Here is a 24,840-nt window from a genome sequence, read left to right on the forward strand (position 1 = left end):
AACCATATTGATGGCTGTCGGGGGATTGCGGCCTTGAGCTTTGCGGTTATGGTGCGCGCCTTTGAGAGTTTAGAGAGACGAGGGTGGAGCACATGCACAAGGTCATTTTCGATACGGATCCGGGCGTTGACGATGCGATGGCGCTGCTCTTCCTGCATCGGCACCCGGACATAGACCTTCTGGGCGTCACCACCGTGTTCGGCAATGTCGGCGTCGATCTGACGACCCGCAATGCACAGTTCCTGCATCGGGAATGGGAAATCCCGGCGCCGATCGCCCGCGGTGCGGAAAAGACCATGGATCCCTTGCGCACCGACGACCGTGCCGCCTCCGTGGTGCACGGCGCAGACGGGCTCGGCAATATCGGCGTCCCCGAGACGATCGACTGGCCGCTCGATCCGCGCCCGGCCTATCAGTTTATCATCGACACCGTGCGCGAACATCCGGGCGAGGTGACGCTGATCGCGGTCGGCCGAATGACCAATCTTGCGCTGGCCGTCAAGGCAGATCCCGATTTCGTCGGGCTGGTTAAGGAAGTCATCGTCATGGGCGGCGCGTTCGACGTGAACGGCAACGTGACGCCGGCGGCCGAAGCCAATATCCATGGCGATCCGGAAGCCGCAGACCTGATCTTCATCACGCCATGGCAGGTGACGATCGTCGGGCTCGACGTGACGATGAAGACGATCATGAGCGCCGATTATCTGGCCGGCATGGTGGCTGCTGGTGACAAGTCGGTAAAACTGCTTTCCGATCTTTCCCAATATTATATCGAGTTCTACCGCAGCCGCGCCGGGCTTGACGGCATGGCGGTGCATGACAGCACGGCCTGCGTCTACCTCGTGCGTCCCGATCTCTTCACCGTTCGCGGCGGTCCGGTTCGCGTCGTCTGCGGTGGTATTGCCGATGGCGAGACGATCCAGGCGCCGGAGACCGGCCGCAAATTCATCGGCAGCCCTTGGGACGGCCAGCCGAGCCAGTTCGTGCTGACGGGCGTTCAGGCTGAAAAGGTTCTTGATGTAATCCGCGCGGCTATCGTAGAAGGCCGCTGACCGTTTGGCCTGAAGGCATTTGCTGTTTAGGCAACAGTTTCCGTGCAAATGCGCACAGGGGAAGACGAGCCCATTGGCATTTGGGTACGTTTTCCCTATGTGGAACTTTGATTTTGAAATTCTCTAGAGGATATGGGCGTGACTGCTACATTCGACAAAGTTGCCGACATCATCGCTGAAACCAGCGAAATCGACCGCGAGACGATCACGCCGGAAAGCCACACGATCGATGACCTCGGCATCGACAGCCTGGACTTTCTGGATATCGTCTTCGCGATCGACAAGGAATTCGGCATCAAGATTCCGCTGGAACAGTGGACGCAGGAAGTCAACGAAGGCAAGGTTTCGACCGAGGAATACTTCGTTCTCAAGAACCTCTGCGCCAAGATCGACGAGCTGAGGGCGGCCAAGGGCTGATCGGTTTCGATCCTCCCGGGCCGGCAACCTGATGCTGCTCGAATATTTCCAGATGATCGATCGCATCGAAGCGGTCGATCTTGCCGCCAAGACCCTGAAGGCGCGCTCCGTCGTTCCGTCGAAGAGCCCGGTTTTCGAGGGGCATTTCCCCGGAATGCCGCTGGTGCCGGGCGTGTTGCTGATCGAAACGATGGCGCAGGCGTCCGGAATGCTGGTGCTTGCCGCGACGGATTTCGCTGCCATGCCGTTCTTGATGACGGTCGACGGCGCCAAGATGCGCACGTTCGTGGAGCCGGACGCGGTTCTCGACATCGAGGCGTTCCTGGAGCACGAAGGGTCCGGTTACGCCGTTACCACGGCCAAGATTACAAGCGGCGGCAAGAAGGTCTGCGACGCGCAGCTGAAGCTCCGCACCATGCCGTTCAGCGACATCCCGCTCGGCCCGATTGTGCGCAAGCGCGCCGAAGAGGTCGGCCTGATGGACGCGATCGCCGCCGGAGCTTGAGAAAATACCGGCCTCTTCCAGTTGGAAGCGGCGAAGATATTCTTGTTAACGTTGCCGTTTGCTCGATGTCATCCTCGGGCTTGTCCCGAGGATCTGCAAACGTCAATTATTCGGGTGGTCAGATCCTTGGGACAAGCCCGAGGACGACGAAGGAATGCCAGGCGTCGCCGTCCCATATCGCGGAGACGCTCAGACCGAGAGGCATTCGAAGAGGACATGATGAAGTCTGACAATGATGTCGTGATCACCGGTATCGGGATCGTCACCTGCCAGGGCGTCGGCAAGGAACCGCATGTGGCGCTTCTGACTGCTGAGGAAGCTGGCGATCCTAAGATCGAGACCGAACGTTTCGCGCCTTACCCGATCCACCCCATGCCGGAAATCGATTGGACCGCTCAGGTGGGCAAAAAGGATGCGCGCCAGATGGAGAACTGGCAGCGGCTCGGCGTTTTCTCCGCCGGTCTGGCGCTCGACGATGCGGGCTTGAAGACGGATGCGGAAGCCTGTGCTTCGATGGACATGATCGTAGCGGCCGGCGGCGGCGAGCGCGACATCAAGGTGGATTCGCTGATCGTCGATGAGGCGTTGAAGCGCAACGACCGCGAGATGCTGCTGAACGAGAAACTGACGACGGAGCTGCGCCCGACGCTGTTTCTGGCGCAGCTTTCCAACCTCGTGGCCGGCAATATCTCGATCGTTCACAAGGTGACGGGCTCGTCGCGCACGTTCATGGGCGAAGAGGCGGCCGGTATCTCGGCTGTCGAGACCGCTTTCCACCGCATCAAGGCCGGTCAGTCGACCCATAGCCTCGTCGGCGGCGCTTTCGTCGCAGAACGGGCCGATATCCTTCTGCTGGTGGAAGGCATCCGGGCACATGCGACGGGTGAGTGGAACCCGCTCTGGTCCCGTTCTGCCGACAATGGCGGCGGTATGATCATGGGTTCGGTCGGCGCCTTCCTGGTGCTGGAATCGCGTGCACATGCGGAAGCTCGCGGTGCTCATATCTACGCAGTAATCGATGCGATCGAAGGCGACCGCGGCAATCGCGATGAAGGCAGGCTGGAAAAACGGCTTTCCCGCATGGCGGAACATGCAGCCGGCGCTTCCAAAGCGGATATGGTCGTGTTTTCCGGCACGAGCGGCCTGATCGATCTCGCGGCTCGCGAGAAGGCTGTTATCGAGCAGGAATTTGCCGGCGCTACGGTCCGTGGCTATGGCGGCGTCACCGGGCACGGCATGGAAGCGCAATTCCCGCTCGGGCTGGCGCTTGCGGCACTCAGCCTCGATGGCGGCGCCAAGGTTCCGGCTTTCGATGCCAATAGCGAGAAGCCCATGACGGCGCCTGCTAAACACGCGGTCGTGACCACGGTCGGTTATACGCGCGGCGAGGGCCTTGCGGTCCTCTCGGCCGCGTAACGGAGCAATGATATGAGCGACAATCGCTTCAAGGATCATCTCGGCCGCCCGATCATCGCGGTCACCGGCATGGGCGTCATCACCTCGCTCGGCCAAGGCGTGACGGACAACTGGACGGCTTTGACCTCCGGCACGTCCGGCATTCACAAGATCAACCGTTTCCCGACCGAAAAGCTGTCGACCCGTATCGCCGGCACGGTGGATTTCATCGACGTTCCGGCGGAAAATTCCGTCGAGCGCTCTTTCGCCTTTGCCCGCGAAACGACGATCGAAGCGCTGGCCCAGGCCGGCCTTTCCGGTGATTTCGGCGGACCTCTGTTTCTTGCTGCCCCTCCGGTCGAGCCGGAATGGAGCGACCGTTTCGCGCTGGCCGACCGTGCCCCGCCGTCGAAGACCGAGGGTGACGCCTATGACCGGTTCCTCGCGGCGATGCGTGAGCGTCCCGATCCGGTCTTCCTTGAAGCGGTTCAGTTTGGCTCGATCTCGGAACGCCTTGCCGACATGTTCGGCACGCGCGGCCTTCCGGTGACGCTGTCGACCGCCTGTGCATCCGGCGTCACCGCCATCCAGCTTGGTGTCGAGGCAATCCGCCAGGGTCGCATGGACAAGGCGCTGGTTGCCGCGACCGACGGTTCGGTCAGCGCGGAAGCTTTGATCCGCTTCTCGCTTCTTTCGGCCCTTTCCACCCAGAACGATCCGCCGGAAAAGGCATCCAAGCCGTTCAGCAAGGATCGCGACGGTTTCGTCATCGCCGAAGGTGCGGCGACGCTCGTGCTGGAATCGCTGGAATCGGCGATTGCCCGAGGCGCCAAGGTACTCGGCATCATGAAGGGCTGCGGCGAGAAGGCTGACCACTTCCACCGTACCCGGTCTTCGCCGGATGGCGGCCCGGCCATCGCGTCGATCCGCGCAGCGCTCAGCGATGCCGGCATGGACGAAAGCGGCATCGGCTACATCAATGCGCATGGCACATCGACGCCGGAAAACGACAAGATGGAATACGGTTCGATGCTGGCCGTCTTCGGTGACAGCCTGAAGGACATTCCGGTGTCGTCGAACAAGTCGATGATCGGCCATACGCTGACCGCCGCCGGTGCCGTCGAGGCCGTCTTCTCGTTCCAGACGATGTTGACCGGCACGTTGCCGCCGACCATCAACTACACCAATCCCGATCCGTCGATCGCGCTGGATGTGGTGCCGAACACGAAGCGGGATGCGCATCCGAAAGCCGTGCTTTCCAACTCCTTCGGCTTCGGCGGTCAGAACGCCAGCCTTGTCATGACGCTGGAACCAGCGTAAGGCCAGCGCCCAAACACATTAAAGACGACTGGAACGCCGTTCTGGCGAAGGAAGACTATTATGCGCGCGCTGCAACTGATCGATGACCGCAGGCTCGAGGCCGTGGACATTCCCGAGCCGGAAGCACCCGGCCCGGGTGAGGTGACGTTGCGCGTCAAGGCGGTTGCGCTGAACCATATCGACGTCTGGGGCTGGCGCGGCATGGCATTCGCCAAGCGCAAGATGCCGCTGACGATCGGCGCGGAAGCGTCCGGCGTAGTGGAGGCGATCGGTCCCGGCGTGTCGAATGTCTTGCCGGGCCAGCTCGTTTCGATCTACGGCGCGCGCACCTGCGGTCTCTGCAAGCCGTGCCGCGAAAAGCGCGACAACCTCTGCGAACACGTTTCCGGCGTCCACGGCTTCCATCTGGATGGTTTTGCGCAGGAGAAGGCGAACATTCCGGCCCGCCAGCTGGTGCCGGCACCTCCGGGTATCGATGCGGTCGCCGCGGCGCTTGCTCCGGTGACCTTCGGCACGGTCGAGCACATGCTGTTCGACAATGCCAAGCTGCAGCCGGGCGAGACCATCCTCGTGCATGCCGGCGGTTCGGGCATCGGCTCGGCCGCCATCCAGCTTGCCAAGAAGATGGGCTGCACCGTCATCACCACCGTCGGCTCCGACGACAAGATCGAGAAGGCCAAGGCACTCGGCGCCGATCACGTCATCAACTACCGCAAGGACCGTTTCGAAGGCGTGGTGCGCAAGCTGACCAAGAAGAAGGGCGTTGACGTCGTCTTCGAACATGTCGGCAAAGACACCTGGGCGGGTTCGATGCTGTGCATGAAGCGCGGCGGGCGGCTTGTCACTTGCGGTTCGACATCCGGCGTTTCGACCGATATGAACCTGATGATGCTATTCCAGCAGCAATTGAAGCTGCTCGGCTCCTTCGGCTGCCGCATGGAAAACATGGCGGACGCGATGCAGAAGATGGCACAGGGCATCGTCCATCCGGTGATCGACACGGAAGTGACCTTCGACGAGATCGACCGGGCGCTGGAGCGGATGGAAGGACGTCAGATCTTCGGCAAGATCGTCCTTCGCATGGACTGACAAGAGGTTCTGCCCTTTGAAGATGTTCATCACCCGGATCGTGATCGCGCTGCGCAATTTCCAGCAATGGCTGGTGGCGCAGCTCGCGTTCGGGCTCCTCAATTTTCTGAAGATCTTTCCGGCTGACCCGGCTATCCGGTTTGCCGATCGGATGGTGCGGCGCATCGGCCCCAAGCTCAAGAAGCGTCACAACCTGATGCTCGTCAACCTCCGGAACGCCTATCCGGAAAAGACGGATGCGGAGCTGGAGGAGATTGCGATTGCAAGCTGGGGCCATATGGGCCGGCTTGCGGCCGAATATGTCTTCCTCGACCGGCTGTTCGATTTCGATCCGGAGCGAACGGAGCCGGGCAGGGTGGAAGTGTCGGGCGCTCCGATCTTCCTCGATCTGCGCGACAATCCGCGGCCCTTTATCGTGTTTACCGCCCATACCGGCAATTTCGAGCTGCTGCCGGTGGCCGGCAAGGCGTACGGGCTGGAGGTTACGGTGATGTTCCGGCCGCCCAACAACCCCTATATCGCCAAGAAGATTTTCGATTTCCGTGCAAGCCGCATGGGCGCGCTGGTACCCTCACATGCCGGCTCGTCCTTTTCCCTGGCTCGTCGCCTGGATGAAGGCGGTGGGATCGGCGTCCTGGTCGACCAGAAATTCCGCAAGGGACTGAAGACGAACTTCTTCGGCCGCCCTGTGCAGACCAATCCGCTTGTGGCCAAGCTGGTGCGCCAGTTCGATGCGGAGGTCTATCCAGCCCGCTGCATTCGTCTGCCGGATAATCGCTACCGGCTGGAAATCGAGCCGAAGATCGAAATGCCGCGCGACGAGAACGGTAAACTGGACCTGCAGGCTGTCGGTCAGTTGCTCAATGACAAGGTCGAAAGCTGGGTTCGGGAGCATCCGGAACAGTGGCTCTGGTACCACGACAGGTGGCATATCAAGCGGTATCTGTAGTCTTTGGTTGTGTCAAATCTGACTACATCTCGCGATTGCATAACCGGAGTTTCTGCGTTAAGTCATCGGCCAAATGTTGGGTGCGGTTTTGAGAAAACAATTAATCTCGATCGCGTCTAATCCGCTTGACGTCGGCCTTGGGGAAAGGGCCGGCCAAAAATCCCCGCAGAAGGGAAAGGGTCGTAATTTGGAAGCGCTGATCGATCTTTTCTGGGCTAAATATGCCGACCTGCGGCTGGCGATCGACCGCAACGATGCGGACGCGACGAGTGCGCTCGACCACGAACTCGACCCGCTGCTGCTTGCCATCTTCTCCAGCCAGGGCAAGGACGCGGCCAGCATCCAGGCGCAATTCCGATTCGCGCTCGACCTGTTGAACGAGGAAGCCGACGACCGCGGCTGCGTGCGCCGCAACGCCCATCTCCTGCAGATGCTGGTGGAACGGTATCTGGTTCCCGACCAGGGCGTATCCGCCAACCGCCGTCCGGAACAGGATGCATCCGATTCGGCAATCATCGCCGATGCCACTGCCGATGGCTTTCTCGATGATGCGCTGCTCAACCGGATCTCTGACCGGATCATCGTCATCGCTCCTGGCTATCGCATCTTCTATTCCAACGAAACGAATGCGCGTCGCCTCGATATGCCGCGCGATCAGCTGATCGGCCGTCATTTCGCGGAGTTCGTCGGCATCCATCGTTTCCAGAACGATTTCAGGCCGAACCTGGAGCGCTGCTTTGCGGGGGAAAGCATTTCGCTGACCTATGCAGACCAGATCGACGGCCAGACGATCGTCATTCGCTGCCGCATGTCGCCCTGCGTATCCGGATCTTCGCAGTTGATCGGCGTTCTGCTCGTCATGCAGGAAACTGCCGACCGGCGTCGTCGGCCGGCAGCTTAACGTCATCTATCGGACCAGACGGCGAGTTCGTATCCTTCCGGATCGGTGAAATGGAAACGTCTTCCGCCGGGAAACGAGAATATCGGCTTGACGATCTTTCCGGCTGAATTCTCGATCTGAGCCTGAACATCTTCGAGAACGTCGGCGAACAGGATAACCAGCGCGCCGCCCCCGGGGCTGACATTCGGTGCGCGGGCGAAACCGCCGGTCAGCCTGCCGTCCTGGAATTCGCAATAGTCAGGACCGTAATCGGTGAAAGTCCAGCCGAAGGCTGCGCCATAAAAGGCCTTGGCGCTTTCTATGTCCGTGACATTGAACTCGATATAGTCGATCTTGCGATCGGCACCTTTGGTTCCCATCGGGTCCTCCTATTTTCCGGCTTCGAGAAGGTTTTTGAGCGTGGTCAAGTCCTTCAGAACATGAGCAGCATCCGATTCGAAGGCTGCGTCGCTCATATCGGGGCGCTTCAACAGGAGAAAGGTGATCTCCGCGCCATCTCCGTTGGCCATGATGCGGATCGGATTTTCGACCACGAGGCCGTTTTTCATCGTGACCGTGTGATCGAGAATACCGAACGGATTCTCAGGCACAAAGCGCACCCTGATCTTGCCAATGGGGCCGCCATCGCCGACCCAATCCTCGCCGTCGCGTTCCAGTCCGCTTGCCAGACCGGACGCCCAATGCTGCAGGTTTTCCGGATCGGCGGCATAGGCATAGACCTCTCGCCAAGGGCGATCGATGCCGATATGGATGATTCGAGCGGGTAATATCGTCATGGTAGGCTCCATCGAGGTTTAGCAGCCTGGGGCCGCCGCCTTATCGCGAACCGAAGCACAACAGGCTGCGGCATTGCTGATGTCCGGGGGTGGCGAGTGTATCCATCCTGACATATCTAGCATCGAAAATCGGCGCTGCCACGGCGTCGACGCAGACGATAGAACATCGGCGGCGCTTCGTTCGAAGAAAGGCAAAGCGTCATGGAAATTTAATCGTTTAGCGTCGCGTTCTGCTTGCCGAAGACCTATATGAATGCGACAACATCCCGCGAATCTTCAAATGGAGGCACATCCGTGGAACAGGCAGAAATCGGCCTTATCGGGCTCGGCGTCATGGGCTCTAACCTCTCCCTCAATATCGCTGAAAAGGGCAACAAGATTGCCGTTTTCAACCGCACGCCGGAAGCAACGCGCAAGTTCTACGCCGAGGCCGGCGAACTTCAGGGCCAGCTTATTCCTTGCGAGACGCTTGAGGAGTTCGTCGCCGCCATTCGTCCGCCGCGGCCGATCATCATCATGATCAAGGCCGGTGAGCCGGTCGATCAGCAGATGAAGCTGCTTGAGCCTTATCTTTCCGCCGGCGACATCATGATCGATGCCGGCAATGCCAATTTCCGCGATACGATGCGCCGTTTCGACAGCCTGAAGGATTCGGAACTGACCTTTATCGGCATGGGTGTTTCGGGTGGTGAAGAAGGCGCCCGCCACGGCCCCTCGATCATGGTCGGCGGCACGGAAGACAGCTGGAAGCGCGTCGAGAAGGTATTGACCTCGATCTCCGCCAAGTTCAACGACGAGCCCTGCGTTGCCTGGCTCGGCGAAAACGGTGCCGGCCATTTCGTCAAGACCATCCATAACGGCATCGAATATGCCGACATGCAGATGATCGCCGAAATCTACGGCATCCTACGCGACGGCCTCGGCATGAGCGCCACCGAGATCGCCGACGTGTTCGCCAAGTGGAATACCGGCCGCCTGAATTCCTATCTGATCGAAATCAGCCAGACGGTACTGGCAGCCAAGGACCCGATCTCCGGCAAGCCGATGGTCGACGTGATCGTCGACTCGGCCGGCCAGAAGGGCACCGGCAAGTGGTCGGTCATCGAAGCCCAGAACATGGGCGTCGCCGCCACCGCGATCGAAGCTGCCGTTGCCGGCCGCATCCTGTCGTCTCTGCGCGGCGAGCGCGAAGCTGCCGAGAAGATCTTCGGCCTGCCGAAGGTCGGTTCCGTGCCGGGCGACAAGGCTGCCTTTATCGACGACCTCGAAAACGCGCTGCTGGCCGCCAAGGTCGGTGCCTATGCGCAGGGCTTCGCCGTCATGGCTGCGGCTTCCGCCGAATATAACTGGAACCTGCCGATGCCGACGATCGCCAAGATCTGGCGCGCTGGCTGCATCATCCGTTCGCAGTTCCTCGACGAGATCACCTCGGCCTTCACCAAGGATCCGCATGTTGCGAACCTGATCGTTACGCCGGCATTCTCGCAGATCGTCAAGGATACGGATTCGGCACTGCGCCGCGTCGTTTCCTTCGCCGCTCTGTCGGGCCTGCCGGCGCCGGCGCTCGGCTCGGCTCTCTCCTACTTCGACGCGTATCGTCGTGGTCGCGGCACGGCAAACCTGATCCAAGCGCAGCGCGACTTCTTCGGCGCCCACGGCTTCGACCGCCTCGACGGCGTCGACAAGCATCACGGCCCATGGGGCAGCGGTCTTGGCGAATTCGCCTGATAGGGGCGGATTTGTCTGATCGTCTCGTTCTTTTAGGGACAAAGGGCGGCCCGGCTATCCGGCCGGGCGGCCCATCGCCGACATCGATGCTGCTCGATCTCGGCGGGCGACGCATCGTCGTCGATTGCGGGCTCGGCGTTTCGCGCGGGCTTGTCGAAGCCGGCATGAAGCTCTCCGAGCTCGACCTGATCTTCATCACCCATCTGCATTCCGACCATGTTCTCGAACTTGGGCCGCTGATCCACACGGCCTGGACGACGGGGCTTGCAAAGCGGGTAGCCGTCTATGGGCCGCAGGGCACCAAAGCACTGTGGCAGGGCTTCCTGGCATCGCTTTCCTACGATATCGCCACCCGCATCGCGGATGAGGGGCGTCCGGACCTTGAGGGTCTGGTGAGTGTTTACGAATACGGACCGGGGCATGTCTTCGCCGATGGCGGCCTGACGGTCACCGCGCTACGTGTCGATCACCCGCCGGTGACGGACTGTTTTGCGCTGAAGATCGAGGGTGAGGGACGTTCCGTCGTTTTCTCGTCCGATACGGCCTATTTCCCGCCGCTGGCAGATTTCGCGCGTTGTGCGGATATTCTCGTGCACGAGGCTATGCTGCCGGAAGGTATCGAGAGCATCGTGGCGCGGACTGGCAATGGCGCCCGTCTGCGTGAACATCTCATCGCATCCCATACGCTCGCAGCGGACGCGGGAAGGATCGCTACGGCGGCAGGCGTGAAGCGGCTTGCATTGAACCATCTGATCCCGGCCGATGATCCGGCTTTCACCGAAAGCCACTGGCGGATAGCGCTGGCGGAAACCTTTTCCGGCGAATTGCTCGTCGGCCGCGACGGTCTTGTCATTCCGCTCTGAGCTGAATGCAACTCAGATTAGTCTTTAGCGGCGAGGGCCAGCTAAAGGCGTCCCTTTTAGCCAGAACGCCTGAATATTATTCCACGCCCGAAGGGTTTCGGGCTGAAGCCAAGGCATAAATTCACCCGGATGGGTAGCTTGGTGTAGGCTCGCATTCTGCAGATCTTCGACGAGACCGACCATGGCTGCCTCACGCACATAGGCATCGCCGTCCAAATGCCAGCTTTCGACAACACTAAAGATTTCATTGAATCGATGGGTGTTGCCTGTCTCGAGGTGATTGATCAGATGTCGAGCAAAATCCGATAGAGCTAGATAGAGCGGCATTTCGCGTTCGGATCGAAATTCTTCCTGAAAGCTGTTCCATTTCTCCTGAAATGTTGGGTCGGCTTCCAGCAATGGTTCGAACATATTGCTGCGTTCGATGCATCTTAAAGTCATTCCGAACTTTCTTGGATATGGCTTCTGGTTTTTCTGGTCACTCTCAATTAATGGCCATCATCGCACGCCGTTCAGATCTTCGGCCCCCGCCGCGACCAGACGGGCTGCGCTACGCCCTGCAGGAGTTCCGGCGCTACGCCATCAATCCTTGCCATCAAGGCCTTCGCAAGCTCGCGACCGGCCGCGCGGATATCCTCGTTAACCGTATAGATTTCCGGCCTGATCCAGTTGAGGAATTCCGCCGACTGTTTCGAGACCATGTCGACATCTGTTCCGAGCTGCTTGCCGGCGGCTTCGAGGCCGGCGATCAGCGCGATGCTGGAGGAGCCGCTGATCGAGACGATCCCATCCGGCGGCTCAGCGGAGCGCATCAGCCGTTCGGCATGAAGGCGGACGTCGTCCAGCGCCGTTTCGCTCGTCACGCGGCCCATCGGCACTTCGGTTGCGCCAAAATCCGCCAGGCCTTTTTCGAAGCCGACGCGGCTGTGGATATAGAACGAGAACCGGCTCTGCGGCGCCAGAAAGGCGAGGCGGCGGCGGCCTTTTTCGACGAGCTTTTGGACCGCCTGATAGGCATAGGCCTCGTTATCGTAGTCGTAATAGGGATGGACGATGTCCATGTCGGTGCGGCCATGGGTGACGAAGGGCAGATTGCGCTCCGTCATCAGCCGGACGCGCGAATCGTCCGGTTCGATGCGCGAGATGATCACGCCATCGGCGGAGCCCGTATCGAGGATATAACGGACCGGCACCATCGGGTCCTTCTGAAAGGAATGCGGCGTCACCACGAGGTGATATTGCGTGCCGCCGAGAACCTCCGAAATGCCGTGCACCATGGCGCTGGTGAAGCCCATCAACTCCTCGTCGATACTGAGCACCAGCGCAATGACGTTGGTCTTGCCGGTTCTCAGGCGAACGCCGGCGCGGTTCGGCTGGTAACCGAGCTGCTTTGCGACCAGCCGGACGCGTTCCTTGGTATCGGTACCGATATCCGGTGCATCCTTCAGAGCCCGTGACACGGTGGTGATGCCGAGCCCCGTCATATAGGCGATCGTCTTCAAGGTCGGACGCTCGCGAACCGTCTCCTGCATTCCGCCCGTCCGTGGTCTTCCGCTGTCGTCCATTCGCTCTTACCGTCCGATTCAGGTGGTTACTATAGCAATACGAACCTTGCCTGAAACGGCACGACCCCTCCCGTGATCGCCTGCCAAACTTCATAACTGTAACGATACAGGTAAATTGTCCAGAGGCAATGGCGAGACGGCCAAATTCGGATATCCATAGGTTGTACAACGCAGATGCGAGATAGTTTTTGCATTTGCGAGTATCAGGTTCCATATATAAAGAAAAAGTCGCGGATATAACGGCTTTTCAAGCTGCTACCTTGTCATTATGCAAACCTGCCTGTTTCATGAGTTTCTTCCAGTAATTGTATTTTCTCGCCAGTCGAATTTTTTCATTGGAAACCGGTTGCGTCGTTTTCGCGATTGCCCTACGTTTTTACGGCAACGTTTCAGTGAGGGAGGAGACTCATGAATATTCGTTCTTTCGCGGCCGCTTTGGCCGTCACCGTCGCGCTACCGTTTACCGCAGCCAATGCTACCGATCTGGAAGTCACCCATTGGTGGACGTCCGGCGGTGAAGCTGCGGCTGTCAAGGAGCTGGCGACGGCATTCGATGCGACCGGCAATAAGTGGGTCGACGGCGCGATCGCCGGTTCCGGCGGCACTGCCCGTCCGATCATGATCAGCCGCATTACCGGCGGCGATCCGATGGGCGCTACCCAGTTCAACCACGGCCGTCAGGCCGAGGAACTGGTGCAGGCCGGCCTGATGCGCGACTTCACCGATCTTGCCAAGGCTGAAGGCTGGGACAAGATCGTCCGTCCGGCGAGCCTGCTCAAGTCCTGCACGTTCAATGGCAAGGTCTATTGCGTGCCGCTGAACATCCATTCCTGGCAGTGGCTGTGGCTTTCCAACGATGCGTTCAAGAAGGCCGGCGTCGCCGTTCCGAAGAACTGGGACGAGTTCGTCGCCGCCGCTCCGGCACTTCAGAAGGCCGGCATCCAGCCGCTCGCCGTTGGCGGTCAGGCCTGGCAGTCCACAGGCCTGTTCAGCACGCTCGTCGTCGCGATCGGCGGCAAGGATATCTACCAGAAGGTTTATGGCGACAAGGATGCCAAGCTTGCGGCCGGTCCGGAAATGGCCAAGGTCTTCAAGGCTGCCGATGACGCCCGCAAGATGGCGAAGGGCACCAATGTGCAGGACTGGAACCAGGCCACCAACATGGTCATCACCGGCAAGGCCGGCGGCCAGATCATGGGTGACTGGGCGCAGGGCGAATTCCAGCTGGCCGGCAAAAAGGCCGGCGTGGACTATACCTGCCTTCCGGGTCTCGGCGTCAACGAGGTCATCTCGACCGCCGGCGATGCGATCTACTTCCCGGTCCTGAAGGATGCAGCCAAGACCAAGGCGCAGGAAGTTCTGGCGTCGACGCTGCTCGCCTCGAAGACCCAGGTCGCCTTCAACCTGAAGAAGGGCTCGCTGCCGGTGCGTGGCGACGTCGATCTGACGGCCGCCAACGACTGCATGAAGAAGGGTCTCGACATTCTCGCCAAGGGCAATGTCGTTACCAGCACCGACCAGCTGATCACTCAGGATACCCAGAAACAGCTGGAGGACCTGATGTCGCAGTTCTTCGCCAACGCGTCGATGACGCCGGAAGACGCACAGAAGCGTTTCGCTGCAATCTTTGGCAAGGCTGACTGATCGAGCAAGCGTTTGTAAGACGGCTCCGCCTGCCAATTAACGGGCGGAGCCGTCTGCAGCTTGCCGATCCTGCGATAGAGAGGAGTTGACCATGGCGGCGCATTCTCAGCCCGGCCGACCCAACCAGCTGTTCCGCAATCTGAATTCCAAGATTGCCTCCATCCCGATGATCCTGACGGCCGTGGTGATTTTCCTCGGCGGAACGATCTGGACCGTCACCTATTCCTTCACCAATTCCAAACTTCTGCCGCGCCTGAACTTCGTCGGCTTCGAGCAGTATGAGCGCCTGTGGGATACGCCGCGCTGGATCGTCTCGATCCAGAATCTGGCGACTTATGGCTGCCTGTCGCTGATCTTCAGCCTGACGATCGGCTTCCTGCTGGCCGCACTGATGGACCAGAAGATTCGCTTCGAAAACACCTTTCGCACGATCTTCCTCTATCCTTTCGCGCTGTCCTTCATCGTCACCGGCCTTGTCTGGCAATGGCTGTTGAACCCTGAATTCGGCGTGCAGTCCGTTGTCCGCTCGCTTGGCTGGACCAGCTTCACGTTCGATCCGCTCTACAATTCCGACATCGTAATCTACGGCATTCTGCTCGCGGCACTGTGGCAGGGCACGGGTCTCGTGATGTGCCTGATGCTCGCCGGCCTGCGTGGCATCGACGAGGACATCTGGAAGGCGGCGCGTGTTGACGGCATTCCCATGTGGAAGACCTATCTGTTCATCGTCATTCCGATGATGCGGCCGGTCTTCGTCACCACGCTCGTACTGATCACCAGCGGCATCGTGCGCGTTTACGACCTCGTCGTCGCCCAGACCAGCGGCGGCCCGGGCATCGCTTCCGACGTGCCTGCGAAATACGTCTACGACTATATGTTCTTCGCCCAGAACCTCGGCCAAGGCTTTGCTGCATCCTCGATGATGCTGCTCGCCATCGCCATCGTCATCATTCCTTGGGCCTATCTCGAATTCGGAGGACGCAAGCGTGGATAAAACTCTCACCATGGCGCCTTCCGTTACGTCTGCTACGTCCCGGCTTGAGGCCGGCCCGCAGGGCAAACGTCCCCGCAAGGTCCTGTCGTCCCGCAACATCATCGTTTACGGACTGCTCGGACTGGCAGCACTCTATTACCTGCTGCCGCTTTACGTGATGGTCGTGACCTCGCTCAAGGGCATGCCGGAAATCCGGCTCGGCAACATCTTCTCGCCGCCGATGGAAATTACCTTCGAGCCTTGGGTCAAGGCCTGGGCTGAGGCCTGCACGGGCCTGAACTGCGACGGTCTTTCGCGTGGTTTCTGGAACTCGGTGAGGATCACCATTCCGTCGGTCATAGTGTCAATCGCGATCGCTTCGGTGAACGGTTACGCACTCGCCAACTGGCGCTTCAAGGGTTCGGAAGTGTTCTTCACGATCCTGATCGTCGGCGCCTTCATTCCCTATCAGGTGATGATCTATCCGATCGTCATCGTGCTGCGCGAAATGGGCCTCTATGGCACCATCTACGGCCTGATCCTAGTGCATTCGATCTTCGGCATGCCGATCCAGACGCTGCTGTTCCGCAACTATTTCGTCTCGCTGCCGGAAGAGCTGTTCAAGGCGGCGCGCATCGACGGGGCTGGGTTCTGGCAGATATATTTCCGCATCATGCTGCCCATGTCGCTGCCGATCTTCGTCGTCTCGATGATCCTGCAGACGACCGGTATCTGGAACGACTTTCTGTTCGGCGTGGTCTTCACCCGGCCGGATACCTATCCGATGACCGTGCAGCTCAACAACATCGTCAACTCGGTCCAGGGTGTGAAGGAATACAACGTCAATATGGCAGCAACGCTGTTGACGGGCGCCGTTCCCCTGATCGTCTATTTCATTTCCGGCCGGCTTTTCGTCCGCGGCATCGCCGCCGGCGCAGTGAAGGGGTAAAACCTGATGAACGCAAACGTTTCCATCAATAAATCGAACAGCGTCTCGATCCGCGAGCTGTCACTTTCCTTCGGTTCCGTCACGGTGCTGGAGAACCTCAACCTGGATATCCGCGACGGTGAATTCCTGGTTCTGCTCGGCTCTTCCGGCTGCGGCAAGTCCACGCTTCTGAACTGCATCGCCGGACTCCTGGAGCCGACCGAGGGTCAGATTTTCATCAAGGACAAGAACGTCACCTGGGAAGAGCCCAAGGACCGCGGCATCGGCATGGTGTTCCAGTCCTACGCGCTTTACCCGCAGATGACGGTGGAGAAGAACCTCTCCTTCGGCCTGCGCGTCGCCAAGCTGCCGAAGGACGAGATCGACCGCCGCGTCGCCCGCGCCGCCGGCATCCTGCAGATCGAGCCGCTTCTGAAGCGCAAGCCGGCCGAGCTTTCCGGCGGCCAGCGCCAGCGCGTGGCGATCGGCCGGGCGCTTGTGCGGGACGTGGACGTCTTCCTGTTCGACGAGCCGCTGTCGAACCTCGACGCCAAGCTGCGTTCGGAACTGCGCGTCGAAATCAAGCGGCTGCACCAGTCGCTGAAGAACACGATGATCTATGTTACCCATGACCAGATCGAGGCGCTGACGCTGGCGGACCGCATCGCCATCATGAAGAGCGGCGTCATCCAGCAGCTCGACGATCCGCAGACCATCTATAATCGCCCGCGGAACAAATTCGTCGCCGGTTTCATCGGCTCGCCGTCGATGAACTTCCTGAAGGGTGAACTGGCGGACGAGGGTGGTAAGCCGGTCTTCAAGACCAATGGCGTGACCTTCTCGCTCGCAGGTTACGAGACGTCGCAGCCGCTGACGGCCGGCCGCAAGGTCACCCTTGGCGTGCGGCCGGAACATATTCAGGTGGATGGTGATATCGCGGGCGAAGTGCATGAGGCGGTGGTCGAGATCGAGGAGCCGATGGGCGCCGACAACCTGCTCTGGCTGAAATATGCCGGGCATACGATGTCGGTTCGTATCGGCGGCGCGCGGCGCTATGCGCCGGGGACCAAGGTTCGGCTTGCGTTCGATATGACGCTGGCGTCGCTGTTCGATGCCGAGACGGAAGATCGGATCTGATTGTGAGGCAAATGGGTTCTTGTTTGGATTGGATGGCGGTGCGTGTGATACCCCCCTCTGTCCTGCCGGACATCTCCCCCTCAAGGGGGGAGATCGACTTGCGGCAACGTCTCGCTCATCTCCAACACTATAATTTAAGCTACGGCCGTGCTCCCAGCCAATCTCCCCCCTTGAGGGGGAGATGTCCGGCAGGACAGAGGGGGGTGGCCTTCCATACACCTAAGGTCGGCGGATCACCCCAATGACCACCATCAACCTCGCCGGCCAATGGCAGCTCTCATCTGCCCATGAAGCGCATCGCACGACGATGTCTCTCCCCGGCGACGTGCATACCGCTTTGAAGTCGGCCGGCATCATTCCCGACCCGTATTTTGGCCGCAACGAAGACGCCGTTCAATGGGTGGCGAACGAGGATTGGGTGATCGAGCGAGTGTTCATGCTCGATGATACCGAAGGCAGCTGGTATCTCGACATCACAGATCTCGATACGGTCGCGACTGTTTTAGTCAACCATGCCGTTGTTCTTGAAGCGGATAACTGCTTCCGCCGCTACCGTCCGGATGTGTCTAAAACGCTGAAGATAGGCGAGAATACGATCCGTATTCTCTTCCATTCCTCGATCGCCGAGGGAGCCACGCGCCAGGCTCGCCAGCCGTTCTACATCCCCTACCATGCCGGCAATTCACCGATCCCCAACGGCAATATGCTGCGCAAGCCGCAATGCCATTTCGGCTGGGACTGGAATATCGCGCTAGCGCCGCTGGGATTGTACGGTGAGATAGCGCTGAAGAAGCTTGAGACCGCGCGGATCGAGCATGTCATCACCCAGCAGAGGCATGAGGGCGGCGAGGTCGATCTCACAGTCTCGGTAACGCTTTTTGCCGATGGACCGGGCGTGCTGCCGATCCACTTCTCGTTTGCCGGCGAACGGGTGCGGCTCGATTGCGGCGTGCGGGCCGGCGAGACGATCGTTACGCATGTTTTCCACGTTGAAAACCCGAAACTCTGGTGGCCGGCGGGCAGCGGCGAACAGGCGCTTTATACGCTCACGATCGATATTCCGACCGAGACCGTGACCCGGCAGATCGGCCTAAGAACGGTCGAGCTGCTCACCGATCCGGACGAGGCTGGCAGCCGTTTCGCCTTCCGCATCAACGGCCGCGAAATCTTCTGCCGCGGCGCCAACTGGATTCCGGCCGACGCGCTGTTCTCGCTTTCCAGTCCGGAAAAAACCGAGGATCTGCTGCGTTCCGCGGCCGATGCCAACATGAACATGCTCCGCGTCTGGGGCGGCGGATTTTATGAGCCGGACTGGTTCTACGATCTCTGCGACCGGCTCGGTCTGATGGTCTGGCAGGATTTCCAGTTCTCCTGCAATCTCTATCCCTCGACGCCGGATTTCCTCGAAAATGTCGAGGCGGAGGTGGAGTACCAAGTTCGCCGGCTGGTTTCGCACCCGTCGATCGTGCTGTGGTGCGGCGATAACGAACTGGTCGGTGCGCTCAACTGGTTTCCGGAATCGCGCGGCAATCGCGACCGATATCTCGTTTCCTACGACCGCCTGAACCGCACCGTTGAGCAGGCGCTGAAGCGAGCCGCGCCGCAGGCGATCTGGTGGCCGTCGAGCCCGGCATCCGGTTATCTCGATTATGGCGATGCCTGGCATGCGGATGGTTCCGGCGACATGCATTACTGGTCCGTCTGGCATGAGAACAAGCCGTTCGATAATTACCGCGCCGTCAAACCGCGCTTCTGCTCGGAATTCGGCTTCCAGTCCTATACCTCGATGCCGGTCATCGAGACCTATGTCGATCCGAAGGATATGAACATCGCTTCCCCGGTTATGGAGCATCACCAGAAGAATGCCGGCGGCAATGAGCGGATTGCCGGCACGATGTTCCGCAATTTCCGCTTCCCGAAAGATTTTCCGAATTTCGTCTATCTGAGTCAGGTGCAGCAGGGACTGGCGATCAAGACGGCGGTCGATTTCTGGCGCTCGCTCAAACCCCATTGCATGGGGACGCTCTACTGGCAGCTCAACGACACATGGCCGGTCGCCTCGTGGTCCAGCCTCGACTATGGCGGCAGCTGGAAGGTGCTGCATTATCTCGCCAAGCGGTTCTTCCAGCCGGTGAACGTGGCGGCGATCCCATCCGAAGACGGTTCGGAAATCCGTTTCTCGGCGGTCAACGATGCGTCTGAAGATGTAACCCTGAAGCTCAATCTTTCACTGATGAGCCTGAACGGCGAGCGCAAGCCGCTTCAGAGCGTTGAGGTGAGTGTGGCTACGGATGCAGCAGTTTCGATCCTGTCTTTGCCGACCGACCATGTGCCGGAGCAGACGATCCTCGCGTGGAATTTCACGGCTTCAAACGGCATGACGGGCGAGGGGCATCATGTGTCCGGCACCTATAAGGCGCTCGAGCTTGAATCCCCCGGACTGGGGCACTCCGTGTCATCTTCCGGTGACGGCTCGTTCGACATCCTCGTGAAAGCCGACGGCCTTGCGCTTTTCATCCTTGTGGAGAGCAACACGCCCGGCCGATATTCCGATAACGCCTTCGATCTTGCCGCCGGCGAAAGCCGCGTCATCCGCTTCACCCCCGCCGTCCCTATGGACGCAATCCCGCAATTCCGCATCTATGACCTCTATTCCTGCCAGGCGGCGGGCTGAGGTTTTTTCAAGGGAGGACTATCATGACGAAACTCAGCTTCCAGCTTTATTGCGCGCGCAATTTTCCGCCGCTTTCCGACACGTTGAAGCTCGTGGCATCCAAGGGATATACGCAGGTCGAAGGTTTCGGCGGCATCTATGCCAATCTTGATCAGGCCGGCCTCGATGCGCTGCGTGCCGATCTTGACGCAAATGGCCTTGCCATGCCGACCGGCCATTTCGGTATCGACCTTCTTGAAAAGGAACCGCAGCAGGCGCTGGCGATTGCCAAGACGCTCGGCTTGGACGCGATCTATTGCCCGCATCTCGTTGCCGACCAGCGTCCGACCGATGCCGCCGGTTGGTTCGCCTTTGGCAAGCGCCTGCAGGAAGCCGGCAAACGGTATCAGGACGCCGGCTACACATTCGGCTGGCACAACCACGATTTCGAGTTCAAGGCTCTGCCGGATGGCTCGACGCCGCAGGAGCAGATCCTGGCCGGCGGGTCGGATCTTGCCTGGGAAATCGACGTCGCCTGGGTCGTCCGTGGTGGCGCCGATCCGTTCGCATGGATCGAGAGCTATGCCAAGCGCATCACGGCGGTCCACGTCAAGGATATCGCGCCGGCCGGCGAGAACAAGGACGAGGACGGCTGGGCCGATGTCGGTCACGGTACGCTGCCGTGGAAGGACCTGATGGCGGCACTGCGAAAGACGCCGGCCAAATATTTCGTGCTCGAACACGACAACCCGAAGGATGTCGACCGCCTGCTGACGCGCTCGATCGCTTCTTTCCAGACCTATTGATCAGCCAAACCTATCGATTCAGAAAGTTCGGAGAATTTTCATGCCAAAGGAACTTGGCGTCGGCATCATCGGATGCGGCAATATTTCCACCGCCTATTTCAAGCTGGCACCGCTCTTCAAAGGGTTGAAAGTGCTTGCCTGCGCTGACCTCAATGACAAGGCCGCAGAACTGCGCGCCGAGGAGTTTGGTGTCAAGGCGCAGTCGATCGCCGATCTGCTTGCCAATGACGAGCTCGACGTGGTCGTTAACCTGACGATCCCGGCGGCGCATTTTTCCGTGTCGAAGGCGATCCTCGAAGCAGGCAAGCACGTCTATTCGGAAAAGCCGCTGACGATCACGCTGGAAGAGGGCAAGGCGCTGCAGGCGCTGGCCAAGGAGAAAGGCCTGTCGGTCGGGTGCGCGCCGGACACGTTCCTCGGCGGCTCGCATCAGCTCGCCCGCAAATATATCGACGAGGGCGGCGTCGGGCGTATCACGTCCGGCACCTGCCATGTGATGAGCCCGGGCATGGAAATGTGGCATCCCAACCCCGGCTTCTTCTTCCTGGAAGGCGGCGGGCCGATCCTTGATCTCGGGCCGTATTATATCGCCAACCTGATCAACCTGATCGGCCCGGTAAAGCGTGTCGGCGCGCTGACTTCCATGGCGAACCCGACCCGCAATGTCACCAGTGAGGGACCGTTCAAGGGACAGTCGATCCCGGTCGAGACGCCAACCAATATCCATGCGCTGCTGGAATTCGTCAGCGGGGCGACGATCACGCTGTCGGCGAGCTGGGATGTCTGGTCGCACCGCCATGCCAATATGGAGCTCTACGGCACCGAAGGCTCGATCTTCGTACCGGATCCGAACTTCTTCGGCGGTACGGTGGAGGCGAGTGGCCGCAACAAGGATATCAAGCCGCTCGAAGCCTGGGATCATCCCTTTGGCATCAACAACCAGGAACATCCGCAGGGTCCGCGTGCCAATTATCGCACCGCCGGTCTTGCCGACATGGCGATGGCATTGATCGAGGGGCGCGATGCGCGCTGCTCACTCGATCGCACCCTGCATGGCGTCGATGTGATGACCTCGATCCTGAAATCCGGCGCGGAAGGTCGTTTCATCGAGCTTACGACGACCTGCACCCAGCCTGCGGCGCTCGGTATCGCAGAGGCGCAGGCGCTGCTGCGTTGACGGGATGTTTCCGGCCTGCCGGAAGCGGAAAGCGCTTCTTGGCGTCCGGGATTTGCTCTAAGACTGCGGCGCGCGCCCGAGAACTGCGCACCGCATTTTCATCCGGAGGATTTTCATTATGAGCTGGCAACCGGCGGATAACCGCTACGAGACCATGAAATATAACCGCTGCGGCCGTTCGGGCCTCAAGCTCCCGGCGATCTCGCTCGGCCTCTGGCACAATTTCGGCGACGACACGCCGCATCAGCGCAAGGTGGCGATCTGCCGCAAGGCCTTCGATCTCGGCATTACGCATTTCGACCTCGCCAATAATTACGGCCCGCTACCGGGCAGCGCCGAGACCGCTTTCGGCCAGATCCTGCGCGAGGATTTCAAGGGTTATCGCGACGAGCTGATCATCTCGTCCAAGGCCGGTTACAATATGTGGCCGGGTCCTTACGGCGAATGGGGCAGCCGCAAGTATTTGATCTCGTCCTGCGACCAGAGCCTGAAGCGCATGGGTCTCGATTATGTCGATATCTTTTATTCGCACCGTTTCGACCCGGATACGCCACTCGAGGAAACCTGCGGTGCGCTGGACCATATCGTCCGTTCGGGCAGGGCGCTTTATGTCGGTATCTCGTCCTACAATTCGAAGCGTACCCAGGAAGCCATGGCGATCCTCAAGGAACTCGGCACGCCGATCCTGATCCACCAGCCGAGCTATTCGATGATCAACCGCTGGGTCGAGGAAGATGGCCTGCTCGACACGCTGGAAGACCTGGGCATCGGCTCGATCGTCTTCTCGCCGCTGGCGCAGGGCATGTTGACCTCGAAATATCTCGGCGGCATCCCGGACGACAGCCGCGCCGCGCAGGGCAAGTCGCTGCGTCCCGCCTTCCTCAACGAGCGCAATATCGGCAACCTCAAGGCACTCAATGCGATCGCCGAGAAGCGCGGCCAGACGCTGGCGCAGATGGCACTTGCGTGGGTTCTGCGCGGTGGTCGGGTGACGACCGCGCTGATCGGCGCGAGCCGTCCGGAACAGGTCGAGGATTGCGTCAAGGCGATCGACAATCTGGAGTTTTCGGCGGCGGAGCTGGCCGAGATCGATACCTATGCGAAGGATGCGGATATCAACCTCTGGGCGAAGTCGGCCGAGCGGGCTGGGCCGTCGCGTTGAGAAAATAAGCTGCACGGCCGGAGCTGCCCCTCATCCCCCTGCCGGGACCTTCTCCCCGTTTTGACGGGAGAAGGAGGATGTGGCGAGGCGGTGCTCCATCGGCCTTCTCCCCGCATGCGGGGAGAAGGTGGCGGCAGCCGGATGAGGGGCTGCCGCAACCTGAATTGTCTTTCTGGGAGGAACCATGATCCGCAACCCTATCCTGCCGGGTTTCAATCCGGATCCGTCCATCTGCCGCGTCGGCGAGGATTATTATATCGCCACCTCCACCTTCGAGTGGTATCCGGGCGTGCAGATCCATCACTCCCGCGATCTGGTGAACTGGACGCTGGTGCGGAGGCCGCTGGAGCGGGCGAGCCAGCTGGAAATGCGGGGCAATCCCGACAGCTGCGGCATCTGGGCGCCATGCCTTTCCTATGCGGATGGCCTGTTCTGGCTGGTCTATACGGACGTCAAGCGCTTCGACGGCAATTTCAAGGACGCGCATAATTACATCGTCACTTCGCCGACGATCGAGGGCGAATGGTCCGATCCGATCTATGTGAATTCCTCCGGTTTCGACCCGACGCTTTTCCACGATGACAACGGCCGCAAATGGTTCCTGAACATGCAGTGGAACCACCGCACCGAAAGTTACGGCGGCGCCCCGAAACATCCGGCTTTCGACGGCATCCTGATGCAGGAATGGGATGCGAAAACGAAGGCGCTGAAAGGCCCGATCAAGAACATTTTCGCCGGCAGCCCGCTCGGGCTGGTCGAGGGGCCGCATCTCTTCAAGCGGAACGGCTGGTATTACCTGACGACCGCCGAGGGCGGCACGGGTTACGACCACGCGGTGACCATGGCGCGGTCGCGGACGATCGACGGTTCGTACGAGATGCATCCGCAGCTGCATCTGATCACCTCCAAGGATCATCCCAAGGCCACTCTGCAGCGGGCCGGTCACGGGCAATATGTCGAGACTCCGGATGGGCAGGCCTATCACACGCATCTCTGCGGCCGCCCGCTTCCGCCGAACCGCCGCTGCACACTCGGTCGCGAGACGGCGCTGCAGAAATGCATCTGGGAAGACGACTGGCTCTATCTCGCCCAGGGCAGCATGGTTCCGGATGTGGACGTCCCGGCGCCGATCGATGTCGAGCCCATCGAGAAGGCCGCGCGATTGGAAACTCATTTTGATTCTGACGTGTTGCCGATGGAGTTTCAGTGGCTAAGAACGCCCCAACCGGAGAGGATTTTCAGCCTCTCGGCGCGGCCGGGTCACCTGCGCCTTTTCGGTCGCGAAAGCATCGGCTCCTGGTTCGAGCAGGCGCTGGTCGCGCGACGGCAGGAGCATCATTCCTTCCGCGCCGAAACGGTCGTCGATTTCTCGCCGGAGACCTACCAGCAGGTCGCGGGCCTGACGCATTACTACAATCGGCACAAGTTCCATGCCGTCGTCGTGACGCTACATGAGAAGCTCGGCCGCGTCGTGACGATCTTTTCCTGCCCGGGCGATTTCCCGCATGGCCGCATGAGCTTTCCAGTGAGCAGCGGCGTTGCCTTGCCGGATGGTCCGGTGCATCTCGCCATGGATATCCGCGGCAATGACCTGCAATTCTATTGGCGTGCCGGCGGGTCGAACGACTCGCAGGAACTTGGCCCGGCGCTGGATGCAAGCGTGATTTCGGACGAGGGTGGACGGGGCGAGCATGGCTCGTTTACCGGCGCTTTTGCGGGTGTTTTTGCTTTCGACACTTCGGGTCGCGCTAAGCCTGCAGACTTCGATTCCTTCGCCTACGAGGCACTGAAACCGTAAAT

23 protein-coding genes are annotated in these 24,840 nt (G+C 60.1%); 19 read left to right on the forward strand and 4 right to left on the reverse strand.

From position 1 onward, the window contains the following. Nucleotides 1-92: 92 nt before the first annotated feature. The 8 genes from KX729_RS24740 to KX729_RS24775 all read left to right on the forward strand — a co-directional run bounded on the left by KX729_RS24740 (nt 93) and on the right by KX729_RS24775 (nt 7,628). Nucleotides 93-1,052, forward strand: coding sequence for a nucleoside hydrolase (locus tag KX729_RS24740; RefSeq protein ID WP_219745157.1), 960 nt, complete (start codon nt 93-95; stop codon nt 1,050-1,052). Between the two features lie 132 nt (nt 1,053-1,184). Then, nucleotides 1,185-1,469: an acyl carrier protein gene (locus KX729_RS24745; RefSeq protein ID WP_003495848.1), complete on the forward strand. Its 285-nt coding sequence runs from the start codon at nt 1,185-1,187 to the stop codon at nt 1,467-1,469. A gap of 31 nt (nt 1,470-1,500) precedes the next feature. Further along, complete coding sequence (locus KX729_RS24750) at nt 1,501-1,974, forward strand: 3-hydroxyacyl-ACP dehydratase FabZ family protein (RefSeq protein ID WP_219745158.1); 474 nt, start codon at nt 1,501-1,503, stop codon at nt 1,972-1,974. Between the two features lie 216 nt (nt 1,975-2,190). Next, nucleotides 2,191-3,390, forward strand: coding sequence for a beta-ketoacyl-ACP synthase (locus KX729_RS24755; RefSeq protein ID WP_219745159.1), 1,200 nt, complete (start codon nt 2,191-2,193; stop codon nt 3,388-3,390). A gap of 12 nt (nt 3,391-3,402) precedes the next feature. Further along, a complete protein-coding gene (locus tag KX729_RS24760; protein WP_219745160.1) occupies nt 3,403-4,689 on the forward strand; it encodes a beta-ketoacyl-ACP synthase in 1,287 nt (428 codons plus the stop codon). 60 nt (nt 4,690-4,749) lie between these two features. Further along, nucleotides 4,750-5,778 carry a zinc-binding dehydrogenase gene (locus KX729_RS24765; protein WP_219745161.1) on the forward strand — a complete coding sequence of 343 codons (1,029 nt, stop codon included), beginning with the start codon at nt 4,750-4,752 and terminating at the stop codon, nt 5,776-5,778. Between the two features lie 16 nt (nt 5,779-5,794). Then, the gene (locus KX729_RS24770) at nt 5,795-6,727 is read left to right on the forward strand and encodes a lipid A biosynthesis lauroyl acyltransferase (RefSeq protein WP_219745162.1); all 933 of its coding nucleotides are present in this window, start codon (nt 5,795-5,797) and stop codon (nt 6,725-6,727) included. A 187-nt stretch (nt 6,728-6,914) separates the two neighbouring features. Then, nucleotides 6,915-7,628: a PAS domain-containing protein gene (locus tag KX729_RS24775; protein WP_219745163.1), complete on the forward strand. Its 714-nt coding sequence runs from the start codon at nt 6,915-6,917 to the stop codon at nt 7,626-7,628. Between the two features lie 2 nt (nt 7,629-7,630). Here KX729_RS24775 and KX729_RS24780 read toward each other — a convergent pair whose 3' ends face one another. Together KX729_RS24780 and KX729_RS24785 are read right to left on the reverse strand one after the other, a co-directional pair. Next, the gene (locus KX729_RS24780) at nt 7,631-7,987 is read right to left on the reverse strand and encodes a VOC family protein (protein ID WP_219745164.1); all 357 of its coding nucleotides are present in this window, start codon (nt 7,985-7,987) and stop codon (nt 7,631-7,633) included. A gap of 9 nt (nt 7,988-7,996) precedes the next feature. Next, entirely contained in the window at nt 7,997-8,404 is a 408-nt protein-coding gene (locus KX729_RS24785; protein ID WP_219745165.1) for an SRPBCC family protein, read from the reverse strand. 294 nt (nt 8,405-8,698) lie between these two features. Here KX729_RS24785 and gnd point away from each other — a divergent pair, with 294 nt between their 5' ends. Both gnd and KX729_RS24795 read left to right on the forward strand, forming a co-directional pair. Continuing rightward, complete coding sequence (gene gnd, locus KX729_RS24790; RefSeq protein WP_219745166.1) at nt 8,699-10,132, forward strand: NADP-dependent phosphogluconate dehydrogenase; 1,434 nt, start codon at nt 8,699-8,701, stop codon at nt 10,130-10,132. An 11-nt stretch (nt 10,133-10,143) separates the two neighbouring features. Then, entirely contained in the window at nt 10,144-10,995 is an 852-nt protein-coding gene (locus KX729_RS24795) for an MBL fold metallo-hydrolase (protein ID WP_219745167.1), read from the forward strand. Nucleotides 10,996-11,019: 24 nt separating this feature from the next. Here KX729_RS24795 and KX729_RS24800 read toward each other — a convergent pair whose 3' ends face one another. Then, nucleotides 11,020-11,406, reverse strand: a complete 387-nt coding sequence (locus KX729_RS24800; protein ID WP_246617838.1) for a DUF7674 family protein — start codon at nt 11,404-11,406, stop codon at nt 11,020-11,022. A 101-nt stretch (nt 11,407-11,507) separates the two neighbouring features. Next, complete coding sequence (locus tag KX729_RS24805; RefSeq protein ID WP_219745169.1) at nt 11,508-12,560, reverse strand: LacI family transcriptional regulator; 1,053 nt, start codon at nt 12,558-12,560, stop codon at nt 11,508-11,510. 408 nt (nt 12,561-12,968) lie between these two features. On the opposite strand from KX729_RS24805, the gene KX729_RS24810 reads away from it, so the two are divergent. The 9 genes from KX729_RS24810 (at nt 12,969) to KX729_RS24850 (ending at nt 24,838) form a co-directional block, all read left to right on the forward strand. Next, entirely contained in the window at nt 12,969-14,204 is a 1,236-nt protein-coding gene (locus KX729_RS24810; RefSeq protein WP_219745170.1) for an ABC transporter substrate-binding protein, read from the forward strand. 91 nt (nt 14,205-14,295) lie between these two features. Next, nucleotides 14,296-15,198, forward strand: a complete 903-nt coding sequence (locus KX729_RS24815; protein ID WP_219745171.1) for a carbohydrate ABC transporter permease — start codon at nt 14,296-14,298, stop codon at nt 15,196-15,198. Between the two features lie 10 nt (nt 15,199-15,208). Beyond that, entirely contained in the window at nt 15,209-16,126 is a 918-nt protein-coding gene (locus KX729_RS24820; protein ID WP_219745283.1) for a carbohydrate ABC transporter permease, read from the forward strand. A 6-nt stretch (nt 16,127-16,132) separates the two neighbouring features. Further along, the gene (locus tag KX729_RS24825; RefSeq protein WP_219745172.1) at nt 16,133-17,242 is read left to right on the forward strand and encodes an ABC transporter ATP-binding protein; all 1,110 of its coding nucleotides are present in this window, start codon (nt 16,133-16,135) and stop codon (nt 17,240-17,242) included. 241 nt (nt 17,243-17,483) lie between these two features. Further along, the gene (locus KX729_RS24830; RefSeq protein WP_219745173.1) at nt 17,484-19,916 is read left to right on the forward strand and encodes a beta-mannosidase; all 2,433 of its coding nucleotides are present in this window, start codon (nt 17,484-17,486) and stop codon (nt 19,914-19,916) included. Nucleotides 19,917-19,939: 23 nt separating this feature from the next. Beyond that, a complete protein-coding gene (locus tag KX729_RS24835) occupies nt 19,940-20,701 on the forward strand; it encodes a sugar phosphate isomerase/epimerase family protein (RefSeq protein ID WP_219745174.1) in 762 nt (253 codons plus the stop codon). Nucleotides 20,702-20,741: 40 nt separating this feature from the next. Next, nucleotides 20,742-21,878 carry a Gfo/Idh/MocA family protein gene (locus KX729_RS24840; RefSeq protein ID WP_219745175.1) on the forward strand — a complete coding sequence of 379 codons (1,137 nt, stop codon included), beginning with the start codon at nt 20,742-20,744 and terminating at the stop codon, nt 21,876-21,878. A gap of 118 nt (nt 21,879-21,996) precedes the next feature. After that, the gene (mgrA, locus tag KX729_RS24845; protein WP_219745176.1) at nt 21,997-23,040 is read left to right on the forward strand and encodes an L-glyceraldehyde 3-phosphate reductase; all 1,044 of its coding nucleotides are present in this window, start codon (nt 21,997-21,999) and stop codon (nt 23,038-23,040) included. A 184-nt stretch (nt 23,041-23,224) separates the two neighbouring features. Then, nucleotides 23,225-24,838 (forward strand): glycoside hydrolase family 43 protein, encoded by a 1,614-nt coding sequence (locus KX729_RS24850; RefSeq protein ID WP_219745177.1) that lies wholly within the window; start codon nt 23,225-23,227, stop codon nt 24,836-24,838. The last annotated feature ends 2 nt before the right edge of the window (nt 24,839-24,840 follow it).

This window comes from Neorhizobium populisoli, assembly GCF_019430945.1.
Taxonomy (GTDB): Bacteria; Pseudomonadota; Alphaproteobacteria; order Rhizobiales; family Rhizobiaceae; genus Neorhizobium; species Neorhizobium populisoli.

Excerpts from the sequence above, each read along its gene's own strand:
- KX729_RS24740 (WP_219745157.1), top strand. The coding sequence starts at position 93 with ATGCACAAGGTCATTTTCGATACGGATCCGGGCGTTGACGATGCGATG.
- KX729_RS24745 (WP_003495848.1), top strand. The coding sequence starts at position 1,185 with ATGGGCGTGACTGCTACATTCGACAAAGTTGCCGACATCATCGCTGAA.
- KX729_RS24750 (WP_219745158.1), top strand. The coding sequence starts at position 1,501 with ATGCTGCTCGAATATTTCCAGATGATCGATCGCATCGAAGCGGTCGAT.
- KX729_RS24755 (WP_219745159.1), top strand. The coding sequence starts at position 2,191 with ATGATGAAGTCTGACAATGATGTCGTGATCACCGGTATCGGGATCGTC.
- KX729_RS24760 (WP_219745160.1), top strand. The coding sequence starts at position 3,403 with ATGAGCGACAATCGCTTCAAGGATCATCTCGGCCGCCCGATCATCGCG.
- KX729_RS24765 (WP_219745161.1), top strand. The coding sequence starts at position 4,750 with ATGCGCGCGCTGCAACTGATCGATGACCGCAGGCTCGAGGCCGTGGAC.
- KX729_RS24780 (WP_219745164.1), bottom strand. The coding sequence starts at position 7,987 with ATGGGAACCAAAGGTGCCGATCGCAAGATCGACTATATCGAGTTCAAT.
- KX729_RS24785 (WP_219745165.1), bottom strand. The coding sequence starts at position 8,404 with ATGACGATATTACCCGCTCGAATCATCCATATCGGCATCGATCGCCCT.
- KX729_RS24800 (WP_246617838.1), bottom strand. The coding sequence starts at position 11,406 with ATGTTCGAACCATTGCTGGAAGCCGACCCAACATTTCAGGAGAAATGG.
- KX729_RS24805 (WP_219745169.1), bottom strand. The coding sequence starts at position 12,560 with ATGGACGACAGCGGAAGACCACGGACGGGCGGAATGCAGGAGACGGTT.
- KX729_RS24810 (WP_219745170.1), top strand. The coding sequence starts at position 12,969 with ATGAATATTCGTTCTTTCGCGGCCGCTTTGGCCGTCACCGTCGCGCTA.
- KX729_RS24815 (WP_219745171.1), top strand. The coding sequence starts at position 14,296 with ATGGCGGCGCATTCTCAGCCCGGCCGACCCAACCAGCTGTTCCGCAAT.
- KX729_RS24820 (WP_219745283.1), top strand. The coding sequence starts at position 15,209 with ATGGCGCCTTCCGTTACGTCTGCTACGTCCCGGCTTGAGGCCGGCCCG.
- KX729_RS24825 (WP_219745172.1), top strand. The coding sequence starts at position 16,133 with ATGAACGCAAACGTTTCCATCAATAAATCGAACAGCGTCTCGATCCGC.
- KX729_RS24830 (WP_219745173.1), top strand. The coding sequence starts at position 17,484 with ATGACCACCATCAACCTCGCCGGCCAATGGCAGCTCTCATCTGCCCAT.
- KX729_RS24835 (WP_219745174.1), top strand. The coding sequence starts at position 19,940 with ATGACGAAACTCAGCTTCCAGCTTTATTGCGCGCGCAATTTTCCGCCG.
- KX729_RS24840 (WP_219745175.1), top strand. The coding sequence starts at position 20,742 with ATGCCAAAGGAACTTGGCGTCGGCATCATCGGATGCGGCAATATTTCC.
- mgrA (WP_219745176.1), top strand. The coding sequence starts at position 21,997 with ATGAGCTGGCAACCGGCGGATAACCGCTACGAGACCATGAAATATAAC.
- KX729_RS24850 (WP_219745177.1), top strand. The coding sequence starts at position 23,225 with ATGATCCGCAACCCTATCCTGCCGGGTTTCAATCCGGATCCGTCCATC.